Source organism: Halomonas sediminis (assembly GCF_044871105.1).
Classification (GTDB): domain Bacteria; phylum Pseudomonadota; class Gammaproteobacteria; order Pseudomonadales; family Halomonadaceae; genus Vreelandella; species Vreelandella zhuhanensis.
This window is the reverse complement of the sequence record NZ_CP085246.1, coordinates 1-22788: the sequence shown is the minus strand read 5'-3', so window position 1 is coordinate 22788 and position 22788 is coordinate 1. Positions and strand designations below refer to the sequence as shown.

Here is a 22788-nt window from a genome sequence, read left to right as displayed (position 1 = left end):
ATGACCCAAGACGAACTCAAATCCGCCGTCGCCGACGCCGCTCTCCGTGAAATCGAACCTTGGCTGGATAAAGACACGGTGTTAGGGGTCGGCACGGGATCCACCGCCAACCTGTTTATCGATCGACTGGCAAAGCACAGTGGCTACTTCAAGGGCGCCGTGGCCAGCTCCAAAGCCAGTGCCGAACGCCTGGAACGTCATGGCATCGAAGTGTTACCGCTCAATAGCGTGGGCACCGTGCCTTTTTACATCGACGGTGCCGACGAAGTAACCGCTCGCTTGCATATGATCAAGGGTGGCGGTGCCGCCCTCACTCAAGAAAAGGTTGTAGCCGCCTGCGCCGAACGCTTCATCTGCATCGCCGACGGCTCCAAGTACGTCGCTCAATTGGGCGCCTTTCCGCTGCCCATTGAAGTGATTCCCATGGCGCGCTCCTATGTAGCCCGCGAATTGGTCAAGCTAGGCGCTGATCCGGTTTATCGCGAAGGGGTGATCACCGATAACGGTAACCAGATCATCGATTGTTTCGATTTCATGATCGAAGACCCTCTCGCCATGGAAACCCAGCTCAACAATATCGTGGGAGTGGTAACCAACGGCTTGTTTGCCGCTCGGGGCGCCGATGTGCTGCTGCTGGGCAAGGAGGGCGGTGTGGAGCGTACAGCGCTGCGCTAAGTTGGCTCACTTGAGCCAAGTTGTGAAACCGTCGCTGGCAATAACCTCTCAAGTCCATCGAGCGTGCGCTGCAGCGCCCCTTGATGGGCTTTCACCACGTTTTGTGCAGAGTCACCCTGCTGCTGACGTAGCGCTGGCTGACAAGCCAACTGATAAAGCGCCTCGCTGAGCGATTGGCTGTTGTCGACGCGGGTCAAGGCGCCGGCCTGATACAGCAGTGGGGCGACATCCTCGAAATTCTCCCATGACGGCCCGCTAATCACTGGTAGGCCCAAGGCTGCCGGTTCCAGCACATTATGCCCGCCCAACGGCACCAGGCTACCGCCGACAAACGCCATGTCGCCCGCCGCGTAAAGCATGGCAAGCTCGCCCAACGTATCGCCGAGATACACCGCCGTATGCGGCTGCACGGCTTGATTCCGACTGCGCCTCACCGTGGATAGCCCAAAGCTTTCACATAACCTGGCGACTTCCTCGAAGCGTTGGGGATGGCGCGGCACGAGGATCAGCAATGCCTCGGGCAGCTTTTGGCGTAATTGCCGATGGGCTTCCAGCAGCAATTTTTCTTCGCCGTCACGGGTGGAACCGGCCACCCACACAGGCCGTTTTCCGAAACCGTGACGTAAGTGCTCACCTTCTTTTAGCGCCTTATCCTGAGAGGGCATATCGAATTTCAGCGACCCTATCACCGTGGTTTTATCCCGGGCCATGCCCAGTGCCCGAAAACGCTCGGCATCCGCCTCGGACTTGGCCGCCAACCAGGTGACTTGCTGCAAAGCGGTACTCAATAACGGACGAATGCGCTGATAGCGGCTAAAGGCACCGGGCGATAACCGCCCATTCACCACGGCCACTGGCACCTTGCGGCGATGACAGGCATCAAGAAGGTTAGGCCAGAGTTCCGTTTCGAACATCAGCGCCAGCACCGGGCGAACGCGGCGTACAAATCGCCGGGCGGCACCGGGAAAGTCCAGGGGCAAGAACCCGTGAGCAAGGCGCGAACTACCTTTTTCAGCCATGAGAGCCTGGGCCTGCTGGGCGCCGGTCGCCGTCATGGTGGTAAGCAGCACGCTATGAGCGGGATAGCGCGCCAGGAGCGCCTCAAGCAACGGCCTGGCAGCACGGACTTCACCCACCGAAGCACAATGCAGCCAGATCACAGGTGCATCGGCGGGTAAGCTTGGAAAGAAACCCAATCGTTCCCAGCGTGAGTTAGTGTGTACTTGCTCTTTATGTATTCGCCACCAGATCAGGGGGGAAAGCGCATAGAGTGCGGTGCTGTAAAGATAGCGCGGAAGCTTTTTCGAGAGGCCCATCAGCGCTCACGATCAACGATGGTCGCGATCATGGCCGTGGTGGAAACGCCGTCTTCGAACCCCAGCACCCTGACCTCGCCGCCATTGGCCCGCACGGCAGCACCGCCGGCGATGTCATCGGGATGATAGTCACCACCCTTTACAAGGACGTCAGGCAATACCGCCTCGATCAGCGCTTGCGGCGTGTCCTCGGCAAACGGGACCACCCAGTCGACTGCGCCCAACCCTGCCAATACCTGCATGCGTCTGGCCAGCGGATTGATTGGTCGCTGAGGCCCTTTCAGGCGTGCGATCGAGGCATCGTCGTTGACCGCCACGATCAGCCGCTCGCCTAATCGCTTGGCCTGCTCGAGATAGGCCACGTGTCCGGCGTGCAGAATGTCGAAGCAGCCATTGGTCATTACCACGCGCTCACCGCGGGCCTGAGCCGCGCGTACCGCTTCCACCAGCAGCGTTGGGTCTATCACGCCGAATTCGGCCAGTTTGTCACCGTGCAGCGCGGTATACAGCTCAGCAACCGAGAGCGTGGCGGTGCCAGGCTTGGCCACGACCAAGCCCGCTGCCAGGTTGGCCAGCATCATCGCTTCAGGCAGGCCGTGTCCCGCCGCCAATGCCAGCCCCAGCACTCCGATTACCGTATCGCCGGCGCCGGTGACATCGAACACTTCCTGGGCACGGGTGGGCAAGTGCAAGGGGGCGTGCCCTTCACGAATCAAGGTCATGCCCTTTTCACTGCGAGTGATCAGCAACGCTTCCAGTGCGAGTTCCGCACGCAGGGCTTCACCACGCTGGGCAAGCTCTGCATCCGTACGGCAAGGTCCAGCAATGGCTTCGAATTCCGCCAGGTTAGGCGTTATCACACTGGCGCCTCGGTAACGTGAAAAATCCCGGCCTTTAGGGTCGACCAAGACACGCTTGCCATGGGCGCGAGCCAAGTCGATCAAACGCTCGATCTGATCAAGGGTTCCCTTGCCATAATCGGAAAGCACCACCACGTCACAGGCGGGCAAGGCTCGTTCCACCGATACCAGCAACTCATCGGTATTCACCGCTTCAAGGGGGTCTTCGAAATCCAGGCGCAGTAACTGCTGGTTGCGACTCATCACCCGCAGCTTGGTGATGGTCGGCACCTCGTTGCTGCGCTGAAAGTAAGTATTTACTTCGGCGGAAACCAGCCGTTCTTCCAACAGGCGGGCATTTTCATCGCAGCCGACCACACCGGCCAAGGCGGCATGCCCGCCCAGTGCCGCTACGTTCAATGCCACGTTGGCGGCGCCGCCGGGGCGGTCCTCAGCATTTTCCACTCGCACCACCGGTACCGGCGCCTCGGGGGAAATGCGCGAGGTACCGCCATGCCAATAGCGATCCAGCATGACGTCACCGACGACCAGTACCCGAGCTTGCTCGAAGGCGGTGAGATCAACTTTCATGGGCGCTTCCTGTCTCGGATGAATAATCGGGTGGTTGCGGCACGGTATCGGCCAAAAGACTATCCAGCTTGGCGATTACATGCTCGGCGCTAATGAGCTCCATGGCATCGGGGTGGCGTACACGTTGCCCCCAACTCACTTCTTCCACACTTTTGTGCAAGTAGGTACGCACTGCATCCGGGTAGGCATTGACGGCATACTCGCGCCACTGATAAGGCGCGGCCCGCTCCGGATTGGTAGTGGCGTAGAGGCCCAATGCCGGAGTGCCTAGCGCGTTGGCCATGTGAATCGGACCGGTATCGGGCGCAATCACGGCTCGGGCGTTATCGATCAAGGCCAGGACGCCTTTCAGTGAGGTACCGCCAATGGCGTTGATGATGCTTTGCGGTTGGCACAGCTGCTGAATCTGGTCACCGATTTCGCGCTCCTGGGAGCTTCCTCCTCCGGTCAACACACTTTTCAGGCCATGCTGCACCCAGGCATGCTCGATCACACTGGCATAGCCCTGCACCGACCAGTTGCGAAAATTACGCAAGCGCGCATTGCTGCAAGGGTTGATCACCAGATAAGGGGCTTCGCCACTCAGTGATAAGGCCTCTTCATAGGCGATGCCGGGCACCGGCATGTTCCATTCCAGGGAGTCATCTTCCACTCCCAGCAGCCGGGCGAAATCCATGAACGATTCCAGTACATGCGCACGGGGATGCGGAGCCAGCTGGTACTGAGTGAACCAGTGCTGGGCATCCTTGGCGCGCGCCTTGTCGTAACCGACACGCACCTCAGCTTTCAGGCCCAGCGACAGGATGCTTGCGCGAATGGCTTGCTGCATGTGCAGCAACGCATCGAAACGCGTCGCGGAAAGCTCCCGCCACAGCGTGCGCATGCCGGCAAGCCCTGTCGCCTTGTCGTAAACGATGAACTCGACCCCGGAAAGCCCGGCCAGTAAACTGTATTCTCCCTTGCCGATGATCCAGGTGATGCGTGCATTCGGCCATTGGCGCTGCAAGGCACGCACCGTCGGCACCAGATTGCACACATCGCCCAGCGCGGAAAGGCGAAGAATGGCGATATGTTCGGGATTAACAGGCAAAGGGGACTTCATGCGCTTGGCGACACTCCAGCAGGGAAAGAGTCTCATTTTACATGAGGTGGACAGTTTATGTGACGCCGGCCTTTCCCACCAAATCGGTTGCGCATGGTTCGAGCCTGATCACTGGCGTCGCCAGGGCAAGGTAGTCGGGGAAGCACCGGGCCGAGGCTCGAGTCTTTTTCTGGACGCAGGCAATGCTCAGTGGGTACTTAGGCCCTACCGCCGTGGCGGCTTGATCGCCAGGCTCAGCGATGCTCGCTACCTCTGGACAGGCCTTGAAAAAACGCGCGCCTTTCGCGAACTGCGTCTTACCGCTGAGCTTTTCGAGCGCGGCCTGCCAGTACCCAGGCCGGTTGCCGCAAGTGTGACGCGCCATGGCCTCACCTATGAAGCGGCACTGATCACCGTGCGCATCCCCGGCGCCCGCGCCCTGGCGGACCGTTTGCTGGAGGGTAGCGCTGATACCACCTTGCTCAGACAGGTGGGAGAAACAGTCCGACGTTTTCACGAGGCAGGCCTGGACCACGTCGACCTCAATGCACGCAACCTGCTCGTGAATAACCAAGATCAGGTATGGCTGATTGACCTGGATCGCTGTCGGCTGCGCCGACCGGGTAAATGGCAGCAGTCTAACCTGGGCAGGCTTGAGAGATCTGTGAAGAAATTTACCGACTCCCCGACCATGCCAATGATTTATCAGGGATATTACAATAATGGAGGTAACTGACCCGATTTTTCAAAATATTTACGCATAACCAGTAGCCCTATCAGCCTCTCACGCTTCTCATCCATGAATTGCGCTACATAAGCGTTGGCGTGGCCAATGATTCGCTTGGCTTCTTCGGGGTGTTCTCTATAATAAGTAATCTTGGCTTCCAGATCAGAATAATCATCTTTCAGTTCCACATAATGCACACCAGCTTGTAACGTCCCTTCCATGAACCAGGTTTCAAACTTAGGCTTAGTCATGAAACACAAGGAATTCGAAGCCATAATCCACTTCAAATTAGTTGCAACTTCGTTCCCTTCTATACTAAGAATAAATTTATATTTTAACTGCTCCTTTATTGACATAACGTCCTTGTGCCATGGCTCTCCCAAAGATTTTTTATGTACATCTCCCACATTGCACATCGGATGATTATAGAAATTCTCTACAAAGAACTTTCTGTGAGGCTGGTGGCTTGCACCTCGCCACACTAAATATGGTTTTTTCTCATCATAATCGAACTTATCAGGATAAAAATAATAATGCCTTACACTATTTAATTTAAGCAATACTGAGTTTGAATTATCTGTACAAATGGGGCGACTCTTGACGAATGCTGGACAATCCGGAACTCCCCTAACATCTCCAAAAATATAATCAAATCTCAATCCCTCAGGAAAACCATTAACCAACGGTTTCATATCAAAAAAATAGGATGATATCTCTCCATCTCTTTTAAACTTATTATTTGTTACTGCAGCAGAGGAGGGTGTAAAATCATTGACAATAGAATTATAATAACTAACCCTAAACTCTATATATTTCGAACTTTCTTTTTGACAAAAAACTTTCAAATCTTTAAAAAACAAACCACTCCAAATAAAAGAAGGCATCAGACAATAAAAATAAGACCTTAAATAAAACAAAAACTTTTTTGAGTTTTTGTGCGCTCTATTCATCATCGTCTCTTTAACTTTAAAATTTACCAGAAACCTAATCAAATATCATATCTATCATAGGCACATATATTACTAACCTCATCAAACAATACCGGCTCCAAGCGCTTTATTTGCTTTCGCGTTTTCATGCGTGAAAACAATTTTGACTTTCGATACATGTAAAATTTCCAGGTAATTCTATCTCTCCCCCCTACCCCATCTACCATCATCAGGTTGTAGCCACCATTTTTTTTCTGCAAAAGCAAATTGACGCTATTAAGCTCAGCCACTACCACACTATAACCAATAGCCCATTCCTTTAAATATACCAGCATGGGAGAGATATCGCTTATTTCAACCCTTCTGGTCCTGATCGCTTCCGCCAGAGTCGGAGAGGGAGTGCCATCTTCATCCATGACCCGCTCGAATACCAGCCCCGGGCCAAAATTGGTATTGGTCCAGTCGTAACAGTCGATCAAGTGATCGAGAGGTACACCTTGTTGCTTGAGATGGTTAATATAAATCCATTCAATGACATTTTCATGCCAGGCACCGGCATTACGCGCCACTTTAATACACAGTCTCGAATCATCCGGGTGCTTATAGCAGGCTCTTTTATTTCCTCTTCCTATCAAGTCAGCTTCTGTTAAATTAACAAAAGAAGTAGCCGGTATATAGGGAATGTCATATGCCAAGGTTCACCTCGGAGTAGAATTTAGAGTGGATTGATACACATTCAGATATTTTCTTGCCATCATTTCAGGCGCATATTTTTTCACTTGGGCATAGGCTTGGGTCTGCAGCCTTTTCCTTAGCTCAGTAGACAAATAGAGTTTTCTCAGTCTATCCGTCAGCTGTGAGGCACTCCCCGAAGCAAATAGGAGTCCCGTTTCTCCATGTTTTACTATGTCTGGGATGCCTCCTACATTCGATGCAATGACGGGAACTCCTGCATCCATAACATCTAGCAAAACAGAGCCCAGTCCTTCATTACGAGAAGGGAAGGCAAACACATCCAATCCAGCCAAGTAATCACCAATATTTTCCTTGAATCCCATCCATGTGACATTAGCCTGATCCGCTGACTCCTGTTGAAGAATCGCGCCATCTTTTCCTTCACCAAAAAAAACAAAATGAATATCCGGATACTCTACTTCTACTAACCGAGCTGTTTCCAATAAGACACGCTGGCCTTTTGTCCTATCCACCAATGCGCCAGCATGACCAACCAAGAATTTACCAGCAAATTCATTTCTAAAAGACTGGCTAATTTTTTTTGAAAAACTGAAGCCTGAATAAGCATCAGCAATTAAATCTAACTCTCCCCACCCACGATCACTAAGTGCCTTTTGGATAGAATAGGAAATAGCAATTCGTCGCGCAGCGTGACGGTAACACCATTGATTGCTTGCCTTTTTGCGCACCGGTGAGTTCACCCGCCGGGTTATAATATAGGGCGTTCGTTTGGTAAGATAGTGCCAACAAGCCCAATGTACACCTTTTGCATCATGAGCATGTACAATGTCAGCATCTTTTATCAAGGAGTGACCTGCTAACTGATGGTTTGTCTTGATAAATTTTAGCCCAACTACCTCTGATAGAAGCTTACGCAAAGGTGAATCTTTTCGACATACCAAAATTTGCTGTAAATCATTGTAACTAGAGAGAGCCTTAATCAATAAAGCTGTCTGCCGTTCGCCACCTCCAAAGCCTTTTGCCAAATTTACATGGACCAGTTTCAAGATTTTCTCCTTTCAATAACTACCAGATTTTATTAAAATCTTCTTTTTCACGCACAAAAGGGTCACGATTATACTCAAGGAGCTTAGCATATTTTAAATAACTACTAATCGCTGCACTCATGGAAACTGTCATTCCATCGACTCCCTCCAAAAACCCTCGCTGGAATAAATATTTCTTTAAAAAAGCACTACTTCCATGAATAAACGGAGAAAAAGAATTTACTTTTTTTCCTTTTTTATACAAAATTTTTGCCGCTCGCCCACTAAAATTCCTTCCGGGCTTAGCAAACAACTCACCTATATTTGAGAATGAATAATGAACTAAGTCCGCGTCAATAAATTTTACATTATCTGTCTCAATACTAGAGTGCTGTTCTACTTTCTTAAACTGACATATATCTTTGTTATAAAGACGCACACAAAAATCTGGATACCACCCACATTGACGAATCCACCTGGAACCAATCATGTTTCGACGGCGAAAAGCATAAGCATTGAAAGAAGCATTTTCAAAATCTATTTCGTTTATGCTTTTCACCGCCTCAGGCATTAATCTTTCATCGGCATCAATGCTTAAGATCCACTTATTTTTTACATATTCATTAGCAATATTCTTTTGAAAACCATCGCCTAAATAGTTCTGAAAAACTACTTTCGCACCCTTTGATTTAGCTATTTCCACTGTTTTATCAATACTTCCAGAATCCACCACGACAACTTCATCGCATACCTGAAGCACAGAATCTATACATTCTCCAATGTTTGACTCTTCATTCAATGTTATAATATTGGCACTAATCATTTTAAAAACCTAGTTTTATCAGGCTTGTAATTAAAAATCCGTAAAAAAGAATTTCACTCTATGAGGCATCGATTAGTATAATTTACGGCTTCATTAAATTCGAATCTAACAGAAAATTTTATCATGTTGAGAATATTTTTTCCCATGTCATCCATCAAAACACATCACTGGGCCCTATCCATCATCGGTCTATGCCTTGGCTACACCGTTGCTGTATTGACGCGTTTACCTCTCTGGTCGTTGTTACCCATCGCAACCGTGTGGGTAGCGGCCGGTCTCAAGTGGAAATGGGGCGACCCTGCTGCTCAGCTGCGTTACCGCAAGGTATGGCCTTGGTCGTTGGTACCCCTCGTGCTGTGGGGACTCTACGTCTACCTGGCCGCCAGCTTCGGTAACGTTGATTTGGGTGCTGTGTTCTTTCATCTTCAGGCGGGGATGAGCGAGCACGGTGGTTCAGGTCGAACGGTGGCAGCTGTACTTTATACACTCAGCATGGTGGCCTTGTTATTTTCGGTCACCTGGCTGGTACGCCGCGACCAGCGCTGGCGACGGACGGAAAGGTTTCTCGCGCTGGTGTTGTTAGCCGCCAATCCCCTGCTTTATGGTCTCGGCCAACGCAGTGCATCCATCGTTACCGATGACGGTGCCTGGCTGGAACGCCGCTACACACCTCCCGTACTCTCGGAACAAGAAAATCCCCCCAACCTCTTGCTGATGTATCTGGAAAGCATCGAGCGCACCTATGCCGATGAGCGATTCGGTGAGGCCTATACCAGCCTCGATAAATTGGGCGAGACAGGCGTGGTATTCGAGGGAGTGCGTCAGATGGACAATACCGGCTGGACCATGGCGGGCATGATCGCCAGCCAATGCGGCGTCCCCTTGATGCCGGCAGGACTATTGCACGATAGCCAATTTGAACCGCTATCCAAAGTGGTGCCGGGTGTAGATTGTCTCGGCGATCTCCTTGCCGAACGTGGTTATCAATTGAGCTATCTGGGGGGGGCCAGCACGCAATTTGCCGGTAAGGGGCTGTTCTATCGTGGCCACGGCTTCGACAGGGTACAGGGTAAAGAAGAACTCGAACCCCAACTCGATGACCCCGAGTACACCAACAGCTGGGGCATCTATGACGATTCCCTGTATGACATCACCGTCGAAGAAATTCGGCGGTTGGCGGCAAAAGATGGCCCTTGGGGGCTGGTCAACCTGAGCATCACCGGTCACGCACCAAGCGGTTATCCAACACGCGCCTGTCGTGAACGTCAGGGAGAATTCGATAGTCAGGATATTCTTTATTCCGTGGAATGTTCCTCTTGGCTGGCGCGCAATCTCATTGAACGGCTCCAGGCAGAAGGTTTGCTCGATAACACCTTGGTAGTGCTTATGAGTGACCATCTCACCATGCGAGTATCCGTATGGGATGAATTGGTCACGATGGAGCGCGACAATACCCTCATCATGCTCAGTGATGACCTTGAGCCGGCGCGTATACAGCGTGAATCCTCCATGCTGGATGTCTTTCCCACGTTACTCGATGCCCTGGGATTCGCTCCCGAGGAAGGGCGCGCCGGGTTAGGCGTATCTCTGCTGCGTGACTCCCCCGCTACATTGGTGGAGAAGCATGGGCTGGACGTCGTCAATGAACGCCTGCAAGAAGAAACCGCCCTGCAACAACGCTTGTGGGAAGGCCTGGCACCCAAGAGTCGCTCTTCCGAGGAATTCCCTTTCGATCAGATGCTGGAAACACCGGCTGACCAGGCCGATCAAATCACTATCACGCATTAAGCGCTCTTCTCAATCCTGTCGGGTAGGTATCAGGCTGGACGGCGCCTTCGCATCACGGGCAATCGCCTGATACAGCCGCGACACTTCCAACTGGTTCAAGCAGTTGGTATGGCCCAACGGGCAAGTGCGCTTGAAACAAGGCGAGCAGGAAAGCTCAAGGCTATGGATGGCGGCATTATCAGTCAACGGCGGCGTATAGAGGGGTGATGACGAGCCATAAATGGCTTGTACCCGGGTGCCCACTGCCGCTGCCACATGCATCAGACCTGAATCATTGGTCACCACTTGCTGGCAATCCGCCAGCAAGTCAACTGCATCGGCCAGCTGCGTCTTGCCACAGAGGTTATGCGCATGCACCAACCCCTCGACAATGCTATCGCCGGCGGCGACATCCTTGGGGCCGCCTAGCACGCGAATCTCGAAACCATCCTCAACCAGCTGTTTGGCCAGGGCATGAAAATGGGCCAATGGCCACTGCTTGGCCGGACCGTATTCCGCCCCCGGCATCATGCCGATCGCCGGACGTGAGGAAAGCCCATGCGCCAGGCGCAGATTGACCAGATTATCGCAGTCGATTTCCAGGCGCGGTGCAGGCATAGCAAACGTTCCCGAGACGGCTTGCTCCTGCGAAAGGCCGAGCGAGACAAAGCGTTTGACGGTTTGGTTGAGCATGCTTTTATTCAGCTTGCGTCGTTCATTGAGCAGGCCGTAACGCTGCTCACCCAAGAATCCGATACGCCGGGGAATGCGTGCCATAAACGGCACCAAGGCCGCTTTCCAAGAACGCGGCAGCACAATCGCCTGGTCAAAGCGCCCTTCCAGGCGTTTGGCCAATTCACGGCGTGCTGAAAAGCCGAATTCGCCATGTCCCACCGTCAGCGGTATCACCTCGTCGACTTCGGGCATACGACCAAGAATCGGCTGTGACCAGGCCGGAGCGACCACCCCTAGGTAACTTCCCGGATAGCGTCTTTTCAAGGTGATAAAAAGACTCTGGGTCATGACCATGTCACCGACCCAGGAAGGACCCACCACCAGAATGCGAGGTGCATTATCCACCATTCAAGCGCTCCATATAGGCTTGCACACCTTGAGCGACGGTCTTGAAGTCAATATCGCAACCCGCTTCGCGCAAGCGACTGATATCCGCCCGGGTATAACTTTGATAACGCCCCTTGAGCTCTTCGGGAAAAGGAATATAGTCGATTTTTCCTTGCTGATAATAGCCAATTACCGCTTCACCAATGGCCTTGAACGGTTCCGCTCGGCCAGTACCCAAGTTAAAAATGCCGGATTTTTGCGGATGGTCAAGAAACCATAAATTCACATCCACCACATCGCCTACGTAGATGAAATCACGACTTTGCATGCCGGCGTCATAGCCATCCCAGGCACCGAATAACTTGAGCGTTTCCCCGTTGCGTACCTGGATATGATGATGATAAGCCACGCTTGCCATCTTGCCCTTGTGCTGTTCACGTGGCCCATACACATTAAAATAACGAAACCCTACCACTTGCGCGGTCAGTTCGCTCCAGCGTGAACGCACGTATTGATCGAATAGCAGTTTGGAGTAGCCGTAAACATTCAGCGGCTTCTCGCATTCCGGGGTTTCTTGAAACACCTCGCTGCCCCCATAGGTGGCGGCTGAAGAAGCGTACAGAAAGGGAATGCCGCGCTGCTGGCAGAAATTCAACAATACCTTGGAATACTCAAAGTTGTTCTCCAGCATGAAACGCCCATCCCATTCGGTGGTATCCGAACAGGCACCTTCATGAAAGATGGCTTCGATGTCAGGCAAGTCACTTATTTCACCGTGCAAAGCCGCCTTCACACGTGCCAGGAAATCATCCTTATCCAAGTAGTCGCCCAGCGTTGCATCCGCCAGATTGACGAACTTGGTTCCATCGCGCAGATCATCCACTACCAGGATATCGCTGCGTCCACGGTCGTTGAGTGCCTTGACCAGATTTGATCCGATAAATCCGGCACCGCCTGTGACTACTATCATGCTGCTTTCTCCCTCATGTTAAGAGTCTTGGCCTGCGTGCCTATAACCCCTGTCCCTGGGATTGTATACTTGACCTCTTCTGAATTCATGGCCAACGGTGCTTTCCGCGATGACTGTCTCGACAAACAGCTCGACAACCGGGCCGACACCAGACGTGTCGACCTTTCAAGGCTTGATTCTCGCCTTGCAACAATATTGGGCAGAAAAAGGCTGTGTGATCCTCCAGCCACTGGACATGGAAGTGGGTGCAGGGACCTTTCATCCCGCGACCTTTCTTCGCGCCATCGGCCCTGAGACCTGGAATGCGGCCTATGTACAGCCTTCGCGCCGCCCTACCGATGGCCGTTACGGGGAAAACCCCAACCGCCTGCAACATTACTATCAATTTCAGGTAGTGATGAAGCCTTCACCCAGCGAGATCCAGGAGCTCTACCTAGGATCACTCAAACACCTCGGCCTCGACCCCTTGGTTCATGACATTCGCTTTGTCGAAGATAACTGGGAGTCACCCACCCTGGGAGCCTGGGGGCTGGGCTGGGAAATCTGGCTCAACGGCATGGAAGTGACCCAGTTCACTTATTTCCAGCAAGCCGGGGGCATTGAATGCTACCCGGTGACTGGTGAGCTGACCTACGGCCTGGAACGCATTGCCATGTACCTTCAGGACGTGGACAGTGTCTACGATCTGGTATGGGCAATCGCCCCGGATGGTAGCCGAGTTACCTATGGCGACGTCTATCTACAGAATGAGCGTGAGCAATCGGCGTATAACTTCGAACACGCGGATGTGGAGCACTTGTTCGCCGCCTTTGACCATCAGGAACGCGAGTGCGGAAAGTTGCTGGAAGCCAGGTTGCCATTACCCGCTTACGAGCAAGTGCTCAAGGCCTCGCACACCTTTAATCTTCTGGATGCCCGCCACGCGATTTCCGTGACCGAACGCCAGCGCTTTATCCTGCGTGTTCGCACCTTGGCACGCGATGTGGCTCACGCCTATCTGGAATCACGCAAGGCCGCCGGCTTCCCCATGGCACCGGAAGCGTTACGCCGTGAACTACTCGCCGAACAGGGAGATGCATAAATGGCTGCGACCACCTTACTGCTGGAACTAGGCACCGAAGAACTCCCACCCACGGCCCTCGATGCTCTCTCCGATGCACTGGCCACAGGCATCCATAACGGCCTCAAGCAAGCCGAGGTCGGTTTTTCTTCAATAACCGCCTATGCCACCCCAAGACGGCTGGCCGTTCAAGTCAAGGAGCTAGCCGACAAGCAGCCTGACCGTAATGTAGAACGCCGTGGTCCTGCCCTGGCGGCGGCGTTCAAGGAAGGCATGCCCACCAAGGCAGCGCAAGGTTTCGCCCGCTCCTGCGGCGTCGGTGTGGATGAACTGATTCATCTGGAAACCGACAAGGGCACCTGGCTGGGCTATCGCGAGCAGCAACAAGGCGAGGCCATTCAAACTCTCCTCCCTGAGATCATTCGCCAAGCGATCGCCGCCCTGCCGGTTCCCAAGAATATGCGTTGGGGCGCCTCCCGGGTGGAATTTTCCCGCCCCGTTCATTGGCTAGTGGTACTTTACGGCAACGAGGTGGTGCCGACCCAAGCCTTGGGGTTGGACGCTGGACGTACCACGCGCGGGCATCGCTTTCATGCACCCGAGGCAATCGAGCTTTCTCACGCCGAAAATTATGTCAGCGTATTGGAAGACGCCTATGTACTGGTGGACCGTCAGCGGCGACGCGAACGCATTCGTGAGCAGGTGCTTGCCGAAGCGGAAGTCCAGCACGCCGAAGCGGTGATTGACGAAGCACTGCTCACCGAAGTCAGCGGCTTGGTGGAATGGCCCGTCGCCTTGACAGGAAGTTTCGATGAACGCTTTCTGGAAGTGCCGGCGGAATGCCTGATCTCTTCGATGAAGGCCAACCAGAAATACTTCCATCTTCTCGATGCCGACGGCAAGCTCAAGCCGCTGTTCATCACGGTTTCCAATATCGACAGCCACGATCCTCAGCAGGTGATTGCCGGCAATGAAAAGGTCATTCGCCCGCGTCTGGCCGATGCCGTTTTCTTTTATCAAACGGATCGCAAGCAACCCTTGGCCGCTCGCCTGTCTGACCTGGAAAACGTGGTATTCCAGCAGCAACTGGGCACCCTGGCCGACAAGGCACGACGTATTGGTGCAGTCGCTGGCGCTATTGCCGAGCGTACTCATTCAAACGTGAGCTACGCCGAACGCGCTGCCGAGCTTGCCAAGTGTGACCTGGTTACCGAAATGGTACTGGAATTTCCCGAGCTCCAAGGCATCATGGGGCACTACTATGCTGCCCAGGATGGTGAGCCCAAGGAAGTCGCCGAGGCCATTGAAGAGCAATACCTGCCACGCTTTGCCAGCGATATCATTCCGCACACCTCCACCGGCAAGGCCTTGGCATTGGCGGATCGCCTGGATACCCTGGTCGGTATCTTCGGCATCGGACAGCGCCCCACCGGCGCAAAAGATCCCTTTGCGCTACGCCGTGCCGCTATCGGCGTACTCAACATCCTGGTCAAGGGTGAGCTGAATCTCGACTTGCGTGAGCTTCTCGAACTGGCCGTGGCGCAGCACAGCAACCTGCCCAAGACGGAAGGATTGGTAGAGGAAGTTCTCACCTATCTGCTGGATCGCTTCCGTGCCTGGGGTCAGGAAGAAGGGATTTCCGCCGAAGTGTACCTGGCGGTGCGTTCACGTCCGGTGTCCAAGCCGCTCGACTTTGCTCGCAGGCTTCGCGCGGTCAAGAACTTCACTCACCGTGAAGAAGCCGCCGCCCTGGCGGCAGCCAACAAGCGCGTTTCCAATATCTTGAGCAAACAAAACCATGACGGCAGTACTCAAGTACAGGGCGAGCTTCTCCAAGAACCTGCTGAACAGGCGCTGTTCAAGGCCTTGTCGACACGTCGCGATAGCGTCATGCCGCTTTTTGCCGCAGCGCATTACATGGAAGCGCTTGATGCGTTAGCCACATTGCGTGAGCCGGTCGATGCTTTTTTTGATCAGGTGATGGTGATGGCCGAAGACGATGCCATCCGGCGTAACCGAATGGCGCTACTCGCCAGCCTGCAAGCTCTATTTCTGGAAGTCGCGGATATCGCGCAATTGCAACAGTAACCTTGTCAGCAGCATTTTTTATCTACTATTTCCTAACCCGGCGGTTTATGTCGGGTTTTTTGTTTCACGTGAAACACCTTGGTTCTCGTGCTTTTCAGTCATGCTATGTTTCACGTGAAACATTGAAAATTTCCTTAGTTCCCTAGGCCCATTTATGCTTTCTGCACAGAAGCTGGTTATTCTTGACCGAGATGGCGTGATCAATCAGGACTCCGACGCCTATGTAAAATCATTGGATGAATGGATTCCTTACGCCTCGTCAATACACGCTATAGCTCGACTTTCGAAGGCAGGCTTTACGGTAGCCGTAGCCACCAATCAATCCGGAATCAGCCGTGGCTACTATGATACTGCTACCCTGGAAGCCATGCACAGTCGCCTGCATCAGTTGGTTAGTCAGGCGGGAGGAAAGATTGCGTATATCGCAGTCTGCCCTCATGGGCCAAATGATAACTGTGAATGTCGTAAGCCCAAGCCAGGGCTTCTAGATGAAATTCGCCACGCATTACAGCTAGAGACGCTTGAAGGTAGCTGGATGGTGGGAGATAGTCTGCGCGACCTGGAAGCAGGAGAAGCTCGAGGATGCCAGCCTGTTCTAGTTAGAACCGGAAAAGGAACGTGGACTGAGGCTCAGGGTAAGGGATTGGAAAATGTTCGTGTGTTTGAAAATCTCGAAACGTTTACTGATTGGCTGCTCTCAAAAAAAATCACCTCATATGCTAATGTATAAAAAACGCCGCTCAAGGCGGCGTTTTTTATGTTTCACGTGAAACATCTATACTCAAACATCTAGGTTGGCAGCCAGCGCATTGGTTTCAATGAAGTCACGCCGTGGCTCAACTTCGTCTCCCATCAATGTATTGAACATCATGTCCGCAGCAACAGCATCTTCAATCGTCACACGCAGCATACGGCGACTATCAGGGTCCATGGTGGTATCCCATAGTTGGTCCGGGTTCATTTCGCCCAATCCCTTATAGCGCTGCACGGAAAGACCACGTTGCCCTTCATGCATCAGCCATTCCAACACCTCACTAAAGGTATGGATAGGCTTCTGCCGTTCACCACGCGCAATGTAAGCACCCTCTTCCAGCAAACTATCCAGCGTTTCACCTAGGCTTGCCATCGCACGGTAGTCAATGCTCTCGAAGAAATCGAGTTCCCATTGATAGTCCGTCGTCACACCATGTGCGACCAACGAAACCGCGGGTAAAAACAGGCCGCGCTCAGTGTCCTCTTCCAGGCGGAAGTAATAACGTGGCCCGCCCTCATAAGCCACCATCGCGTCCATTTGTTGTTGCAGATAGTCGATCCAGTGCTGCATGGTAATGCGATCTTTCAGGCTCTGCTCGCCATTCAAACGCGCCGCATGCACCACTTTGCGCAGAGCTTCCTTGGGATAGACCCGTGATAGACGATCAATCCGCTTCATCACGTCACGATACTGGACAACCAACGCTTCAAGCTGAGAACCGGAGATACCCGGTGCATCCGCATTGACGTACAGGCGCGCACCGTCCAAAGCGGTGGTGGTGAGATAATCCACCATGGCTTGCTCGTCTTTCAGATAGAGCTCTTGCTTGCCACGCTTGATCTTATATAGCGGAGGCTGGGCAATAAATACATGACCACGTTCAATCAGCTCCGCCATCTGGCGAAAGAAGAAGGTCAATAAAAGCGTACGGATGTGCGAGCCATCAACGTCGGCATCGGTCATGATAATGATCGAATGGTAACGCAGCTTATCCGGGTTGAATTCTTCACGGCCAATACCGCACCCCAAGGCGGTAATCAAGGTACCCACTTCAGCAGAAGAAAGCATCTTGTCAAAACGCGCCTTCTCGACGTTCAGTATCTTGCCCTTGAGTGGCAAAATAGCTTGGGTACGCCGGTCACGCCCCTGCTTGGCGCTGCCCCCGGCTGAATCACCCTCGACCAGGTAGAGCTCCGACCGGCTAGGATCTTTTTCCTGACAGTCTGCAAGTTTACCCGGCAGGCCCGCGATATCCAGAGCGCCCTTGCGCCGGGTCATATCGCGTGCCTTACGCGCCGCTTCCCGAGCCCGAGCGGCATCTAGCATCTTATTGACGATGGCTTTGGCTTCCGAGGGCTTTTCAACAAGATACTCGGAAAACAACCGGCCCATTTCCTGCTCAACAGCGGTTTTCACCTCACTCGAAACCAATTTGTCCTTGGTTTGCGAGGAGAATTTCGGGTCTGGAACCTTGACCGAAATAATCGCCGTTAGCCCTTCACGTGCATCGTCACCCGTGGTGCTGACTTTGGATTTTTTCAGCAATCCTTCAGCTTCAATATAATGATTCAGGGTGCGCGTCAAAGAGGCACGAAAGCCCGCAAGGTGGGCACCGCCATCGCGCTGGGGGATATTATTGGTGTAGCAGAAGATATTTTCTGTGAAGGTGTCATTCCATTGCATGGCCACTTCCACCTCAACCCCATCCTCACGCACGGCATTGAAATGAAACACAGGGTTCAACACGGTCTTGTTAGTGTTCAAGTGGTTGACGAAGGCTTTCAACCCACCTTCATAATGGAAGCGTTCTTCCTTGCCACTACGCTCATCCGTCAAGCGGATGGCTACGCCGGAATTCAGAAAGGAGAGCTCACGCAAACGCTTGGCGAGAATATCGAAATGAAATTCAATATTGGCGAAGGTATCGGTAGAGGGGCGGAAATGCACGCGGGTGCCACTTTTTTCCGTCTTGCCCACCACCGCTAGAGGCGCCTGAGGCACCCCATGATGGTAAATCTGCTCAAATACTTCGCCTTGGCGCCAGATGGTTAGCCGAAGCTCTTCAGATAGCGCATTGACCACGGAAACACCGACGCCGTGCAACCCACCGGAAACCTTATAGGAGTTGTCGTCAAACTTTCCCCCTGCATGCAACACGGTCATGATGACTTCTGCAGCGGAAACGCCTTCGCCCTCATGCAATTCCGTGGGAACACCACGCCCGTTATCACTTACCGTGACGCATTCATCGGGATGAATGATGACGCGGATCTCACTGCAATGACCGGCCAACGCTTCATCAATGGAATTATCCACCAGCTCGAACACCATATGGTGCAAGCCCGTCCCGTCGTCCGTGTCGCCGATATACATACCGGGACGCTTGCGTACCGCATCCAGGCCCTTGAGAACCTTAATGCTTGATGAGTCGTAAGCTTGTTCGCTCATTGACCACTCCGTCGTGAAGTCTGTCGTTCCAACATCGCCTATTCTTCCAAGAGCAGCTGGCTTTCGCCGTTGCTCTCATGTTTCACGTGAAACATGCGTACCGGCGTGGCAGCATGCCATACGTCGTTCAAGGCGCTCGGTTCAACACTGGTGATAAATGCCTGGCACTGCATTTGCTCGAGCAGCTGACAGAAACGTTGCCGATGCTGGACATCAAGCTCTGCCGGCAAATCATCGATAAGGTACACACAATGCCTTGCTGTGATGCTTTCCAGAAGCCGGCCCTGAGCTAATTTCAGTGCACTGACTACCAACTTTTGCTGGCCTCTGGAAAGCACCTCCACAGCGGGCTGCTTGTTGAGGCGTATCTTGAGATCGGCACGCTGTGGCCCCTGTTGCGTGAATCCCATCTGTCCATCGCTCCCTCTGGCCTGAACCAGCACTTCCGCCAAGGACCGGGACTTATCCCAGCCACGCGAATAACTCAACGTTAACCCGGTAAGGGGGAGCAGCGCCTGGAGAGTTTCTTCGAACATTGGCAGAAACTCCTTGAACCAGGTTTGGCGTAACCTATCTATCTGGTCACCCCAAACGGCCAATTCTCTTTCCCAAGCCGATAACAGATTCGGCTCTATTCTACCATGCCTGAGAAGTGCATTCCGATGTTTCAACGCCCTCCTGACTCGCTTCCAGATAGTCAGAAATTCATGTTTCACGTGAAACACTCCCCAATCGAGAAATTCCCGCCGTCCACTCGGAGAACCTTCCAATAACCGAAAAGCGTCGGGATTTATCAGCTGGATAGGTAATGCCTCTACTAACTGGGAGAGACGCGGCACCTTTTGCCCCTTGAGCCGCATTTCCAGCTCACTGGCTGCCCGGCTGCGGCGTACCCCTAGGGTGACTGGAGGGTCAGCCGCTATACTCCCGTAAAGAGTGAGCGAAGGAGCCGTATGGGCAATGACGTGTTTGAGGTGACGGGTACGAAAGGAGCGGCCCATGCCCAGGATATGAATACCTTCCAACAGACTGGTTTTACCACTGCCGTTATCGCCGTGGATTACATTGATACGCTCAGACGGAGCCATCTTCAGAGACTGAAGATTTCGCAGGCCTTGAAATACCAATTGATCCAGGCTCATTACGATTCTCGATAGGAAAGGCTGAGACAAAGCAGCGGAAAAGAATGGCGAGACAAAGTACTGAGCAGGCAAAGCACTGATGTGCAAGCGGAGACGGCGCTACTGAATCATCAGCCGCGCCGGCCGGTCATTTATCCGTCCAGCACCTTACAGACGCATCGGCATCACCACGTACAAGGCATCCCCACCGCCGGGCTCTTCGAGCAAGGCACTGCTATTGGGGTCTGCCAACGTCATCTGGACACGGTCTCCATTGAGTGTCGCCAGTACATCCACCAGATAACCGACATTGAAGCCCATCTCCATGGCCGGACCACTATATTCCACGCTGACGTTTTCCTCCGCCTCTTCCTGCTCGGGATTGTTGGCCATTACCTTGAGATTGCCTTCTTCCAGGTGCAGCCGAACGCCACGATATTTTTCGTTGGATAGAATAGCGGTACGTGAGAGCACCTGGCGCAGCTGGGCACGCTCGGCAATCAGTACCTTGTCGCCGCCTCGCGGTACAACACGCTCATAATCAGGGAATTTACCGTCGATCAATTTCGAGGTGAACGTGAAATCTCCCGTATGCGCCCGCACATGGGCCGCGCCCAAGGTCAGGCTCACAGGCTCGTCACTGTCATCCAGCAACCGTGATAATTCCAGGATGCCCTTGCGAGGCACGATGATCTTGTAAGACTGTTCAAGCGCCACGTCGATCGGACGAGAACACATCGCCAGACGATGGCCGTCGGTGGCCACGGTACGTACAAGATTGCTTTTAATCTCCAGCAACATGCCATTCAGGTAATAGCGAACATCCTGTTGTGCCATGGCAAAGGAAGTGGCTTCAATCAAATGCTTCAAGGTGCCGCGTGGCAGGCTCAGTTCCTGACTACCCTCGGTGTCTTCAATATTGGGAAATTCCGCCACAGGCAGGGTGGAAAGTGTAAAGCGAGAGCGCCCGCTACGCAGTACGGCACGTCCGTCTTCCATGCCCAGCTGGATCTCCGCTTGATCCGGCAATGACTTGCAGATATCCATCAGTTTACGCGCTGGCACCGTGGCACTGCCGGACGTTTCCACATGGCTTGCCACGGTACGCCCGATCAGCTCGACTTCCAGATCGGTACCAGTCAACGCGACCTGATCGCCTTCTACCTGTATCAGCACGTTGGATAACACAGGCAGCGTCTGGCGTCGTTCTACCACGCCAGCCACCAGTGTCAGCGGGCGCAGCAACGCCTCACGGGAAATAGTAAATTTCATCAACACTCCGGGCTTATTCTGGAAACTTGGCCAGACGATTTGGCCAGACAACTTGCGGCCGACTCAGTGTATCAGCTGGTCAGAAGACGCAGTAGGTTCTTGTAATCCTCACGGATATCCGCATTTTCTTCCTGTAGCGCCTTCACCTTGCGACAGGCATGCAACACAGTGGTATGGTCCCGCCCGCCAAAGGCATCGCCAATCTCCGGCAAGCTGTGGTTGGTCAACTCCTTGGCCAACGCCATGGCTACCTGCCGAGGCCTGGCTACCGAGCGTGAGCGCCGCTTGGAAAGCAAATCCGCCAATTTGATCTTGTAGTATTCAGCCACCGTACGCTGGATATTATCCACACCCACCTGCTTGTCCTGCAAAGCCAGCAGATCCTTAAGGGATTCGCGGATAAAATCCTGAGTGATCGTCTTGCCCATGAAATGGGAGTCCGCAATCACCTTCTTCAAGGCACCTTCCAGCTCCCGCACGTTGGAACGAATTTTCTGAGCGATAAAGAAGGCGGCATCATGCGGCAAATCGACCTTGGCCTGGTCGGCCTTCTTCATCAGAATCGCCACCCGGGTTTCAAGCTCGGGCGGTTCGATTGCAACGGTCAAGCCCCAGCCAAACCGCGACTTCAAGCGCTCCTCCACCCCACTGATCTCCTTGGGATAACGATCGGAGGTCAGAATCATTTGCTGACCACCTTCCAGAAGGGCATTGAAGGTGTGAAAGAATTCTTCCTGAGAGCGCTCTTTGCCGGCAAAAAACTGAATGTCATCAATCAGTAGCGCATCGACACTGCGATAGAAACGTTTGAAATCGTTGATCGCATTGAGCTGTAGCGCTTTTACCATATCCGCGACAAAGCGCTCGGAATGCAGATACACCACACGGGCGTTTTCCCGCCGCGTGGCTAACGCATTGCCCACGGCATGCATCAAATGGGTTTTACCCAAGCCTACCCCACCGTAGAGAAACAAAGGGTTGTAAGCCCCACCGGGGTTTTCCGATACCTGACGTGACGCCGCGCGCGCCAACTGGTTGGATTTGCCTTCCACAAAGGTATCGAAAGTGAAATTCGGATTCAGTCCACTACCATGCTTGAGACTACCTTCCACCTGAACCTGGCGGGCGTTACCGCGTCGACGATGAGCGGCATTTTCCTCACGCAATTGATCGATTTCACGCTCATCGCCAATATCACCCCGGCGCTGCGTATGCGGCGTGGGTGCCACTGATCTGTGCGGTGCAGCAGAGACAGGATGACCTAACTCCCGAAGTTGCGGTGCCGACGTAGCGGGACGACGACTGCCCACCGTCAGGCTCACCTTAGGAGGTTTGGCCGGTGCCAGCTCGCGCATCAGCTCACTGATACGCTTGGCGTACTTGTCGCTCACCCAATCGCGTACAAAGCGATTGGGTGCCAGCAAACACAGTTCATTGGACTCCCCTTCTTCCGCCTGCAATGGGCGAATCCAGGTATTGAACTGCTGGGAATTCAGTTCGTCCTGCAGGTAATCCAGGCACTGCTGCCAGAGCGCGAGCGACAC

General features: G+C 53.2%; 19 protein-coding genes. 6 read left to right on the top strand and 13 right to left on the bottom strand.

The features are described from left to right. Positions 1 to 675, top strand: a complete 675-nt coding sequence (rpiA, locus tag LG290_RS00095) for a ribose-5-phosphate isomerase RpiA (RefSeq protein ID WP_499835741.1) — start codon at positions 1 to 3, stop codon at positions 673 to 675. Here rpiA and waaA read toward each other — a convergent pair. From waaA to LG290_RS00080, 3 genes are read right to left on the bottom strand one after another with little or no spacing between them, the layout of a single operon-like run. Beyond that, positions 672 to 1991: a lipid IV(A) 3-deoxy-D-manno-octulosonic acid transferase gene (gene waaA, locus LG290_RS00090; protein WP_499835740.1), complete on the bottom strand. Its 1320-nt coding sequence runs from the start codon at positions 1989 to 1991 to the stop codon at positions 672 to 674. The two genes, rpiA and waaA, sit on opposite strands and share 4 nt — an antisense overlap. After that, positions 1991 to 3421, bottom strand: coding sequence for a bifunctional D-glycero-beta-D-manno-heptose-7-phosphate kinase/D-glycero-beta-D-manno-heptose 1-phosphate adenylyltransferase HldE (gene hldE / locus LG290_RS00085; RefSeq protein ID WP_499835739.1), 1431 nt, complete (start codon positions 3419 to 3421; stop codon positions 1991 to 1993). Before hldE ends, waaA begins: the two co-directional genes overlap by 1 nt. Beyond that, positions 3411 to 4523: a glycosyltransferase family 9 protein gene (locus tag LG290_RS00080; RefSeq protein WP_499835738.1), complete on the bottom strand. Its 1113-nt coding sequence runs from the start codon at positions 4521 to 4523 to the stop codon at positions 3411 to 3413. The genes hldE and LG290_RS00080 overlap by 11 nt, the downstream gene beginning before the upstream one ends. Between LG290_RS00080 and LG290_RS00075 the strand changes: the two genes are divergently transcribed. Next, positions 4522 to 5238, top strand: a complete 717-nt coding sequence (locus LG290_RS00075; RefSeq protein ID WP_499835737.1) for a 3-deoxy-D-manno-octulosonic acid kinase — start codon at positions 4522 to 4524, stop codon at positions 5236 to 5238. The genes LG290_RS00080 and LG290_RS00075 overlap by 2 nt on opposite strands. Here LG290_RS00075 and LG290_RS00070 read toward each other — a convergent pair. From LG290_RS00070 to LG290_RS00055, 4 genes are read right to left on the bottom strand one after another with little or no spacing between them, the layout of a single operon-like run. After that, positions 5217 to 6182 carry a glycosyl transferase family 90 gene (locus tag LG290_RS00070; RefSeq protein WP_499835736.1) on the bottom strand — a complete coding sequence of 322 codons (966 nt, stop codon included), beginning with the start codon at positions 6180 to 6182 and terminating at the stop codon, positions 5217 to 5219. The two genes, LG290_RS00075 and LG290_RS00070, sit on opposite strands and share 22 nt — an antisense overlap. Before the next feature lie 35 nt (positions 6183 to 6217). Continuing rightward, complete coding sequence (locus tag LG290_RS00065; RefSeq protein WP_499835735.1) at positions 6218 to 6853, bottom strand: YrbL family protein; 636 nt, start codon at positions 6851 to 6853, stop codon at positions 6218 to 6220. 3 nt (positions 6854 to 6856) lie between these two features. Then, a complete protein-coding gene (locus LG290_RS00060) occupies positions 6857 to 7900 on the bottom strand; it encodes a glycosyltransferase family 4 protein (RefSeq protein ID WP_499835734.1) in 1044 nt (347 codons plus the stop codon). A 19-nt stretch (positions 7901 to 7919) separates the two neighbouring features. Next, positions 7920 to 8702, bottom strand: a complete 783-nt coding sequence (locus LG290_RS00055; protein ID WP_499835733.1) for a glycosyltransferase family 2 protein — start codon at positions 8700 to 8702, stop codon at positions 7920 to 7922. Positions 8703 to 8846: 144 nt separating this feature from the next. Between LG290_RS00055 and LG290_RS00050 the strand changes: the two genes are divergently transcribed. After that, a complete protein-coding gene (locus LG290_RS00050) occupies positions 8847 to 10490 on the top strand; it encodes a sulfatase-like hydrolase/transferase (RefSeq protein WP_499835732.1) in 1644 nt (547 codons plus the stop codon). Positions 10491 to 10499: 9 nt separating this feature from the next. Here LG290_RS00050 and waaF read toward each other — a convergent pair whose 3' ends face one another. Both waaF and rfaD read right to left on the bottom strand, forming a co-directional pair. Continuing rightward, a complete protein-coding gene (gene waaF, locus LG290_RS00045) occupies positions 10500 to 11552 on the bottom strand; it encodes a lipopolysaccharide heptosyltransferase II (protein ID WP_499835731.1) in 1053 nt (350 codons plus the stop codon). Further along, on the bottom strand, positions 11542 to 12501 hold the full coding sequence (gene rfaD / locus LG290_RS00040; protein WP_499835730.1) for an ADP-glyceromanno-heptose 6-epimerase: 960 nt from the start codon (positions 12499 to 12501) through the stop codon (positions 11542 to 11544). Before rfaD ends, waaF begins: the two co-directional genes overlap by 11 nt. 109 nt (positions 12502 to 12610) lie before the next feature. Here rfaD and glyQ point away from each other — a divergent pair, with 109 nt between their 5' ends. The 3 genes from glyQ to gmhB all read left to right on the top strand — a co-directional run bounded on the left by glyQ (position 12611) and on the right by gmhB (position 16379). Then, positions 12611 to 13582: a glycine--tRNA ligase subunit alpha gene (gene glyQ, locus LG290_RS00035; RefSeq protein ID WP_499835729.1), complete on the top strand. Its 972-nt coding sequence runs from the start codon at positions 12611 to 12613 to the stop codon at positions 13580 to 13582. Beyond that, positions 13583 to 15649, top strand: coding sequence for a glycine--tRNA ligase subunit beta (glyS, locus tag LG290_RS00030; RefSeq protein ID WP_499835728.1), 2067 nt, complete (start codon positions 13583 to 13585; stop codon positions 15647 to 15649). It begins immediately after the preceding gene. Positions 15650 to 15803: 154 nt separating this feature from the next. After that, positions 15804 to 16379, top strand: coding sequence for a D-glycero-beta-D-manno-heptose 1,7-bisphosphate 7-phosphatase (gmhB, locus tag LG290_RS00025; protein ID WP_499835727.1), 576 nt, complete (start codon positions 15804 to 15806; stop codon positions 16377 to 16379). A 51-nt stretch (positions 16380 to 16430) separates the two neighbouring features. Here gmhB and gyrB read toward each other — a convergent pair whose 3' ends face one another. From gyrB to dnaA, 4 genes are all read right to left on the bottom strand, one after another. After that, positions 16431 to 18851, bottom strand: a complete 2421-nt coding sequence (gene gyrB, locus LG290_RS00020; RefSeq protein ID WP_160419530.1) for a DNA topoisomerase (ATP-hydrolyzing) subunit B — start codon at positions 18849 to 18851, stop codon at positions 16431 to 16433. 38 nt (positions 18852 to 18889) lie between these two features. Beyond that, complete coding sequence (gene recF / locus LG290_RS00015) at positions 18890 to 19993, bottom strand: DNA replication/repair protein RecF (protein ID WP_499835726.1); 1104 nt, start codon at positions 19991 to 19993, stop codon at positions 18890 to 18892. 147 nt (positions 19994 to 20140) lie between these two features. Beyond that, the gene (gene dnaN, locus LG290_RS00010) at positions 20141 to 21244 is read right to left on the bottom strand and encodes a DNA polymerase III subunit beta (RefSeq protein ID WP_499835725.1); all 1104 of its coding nucleotides are present in this window, start codon (positions 21242 to 21244) and stop codon (positions 20141 to 20143) included. Positions 21245 to 21315: 71 nt separating this feature from the next. Further along, positions 21316 to 22788: a chromosomal replication initiator protein DnaA gene (gene dnaA, locus LG290_RS00005; RefSeq protein ID WP_160419533.1), complete on the bottom strand. Its 1473-nt coding sequence runs from the start codon at positions 22786 to 22788 to the stop codon at positions 21316 to 21318.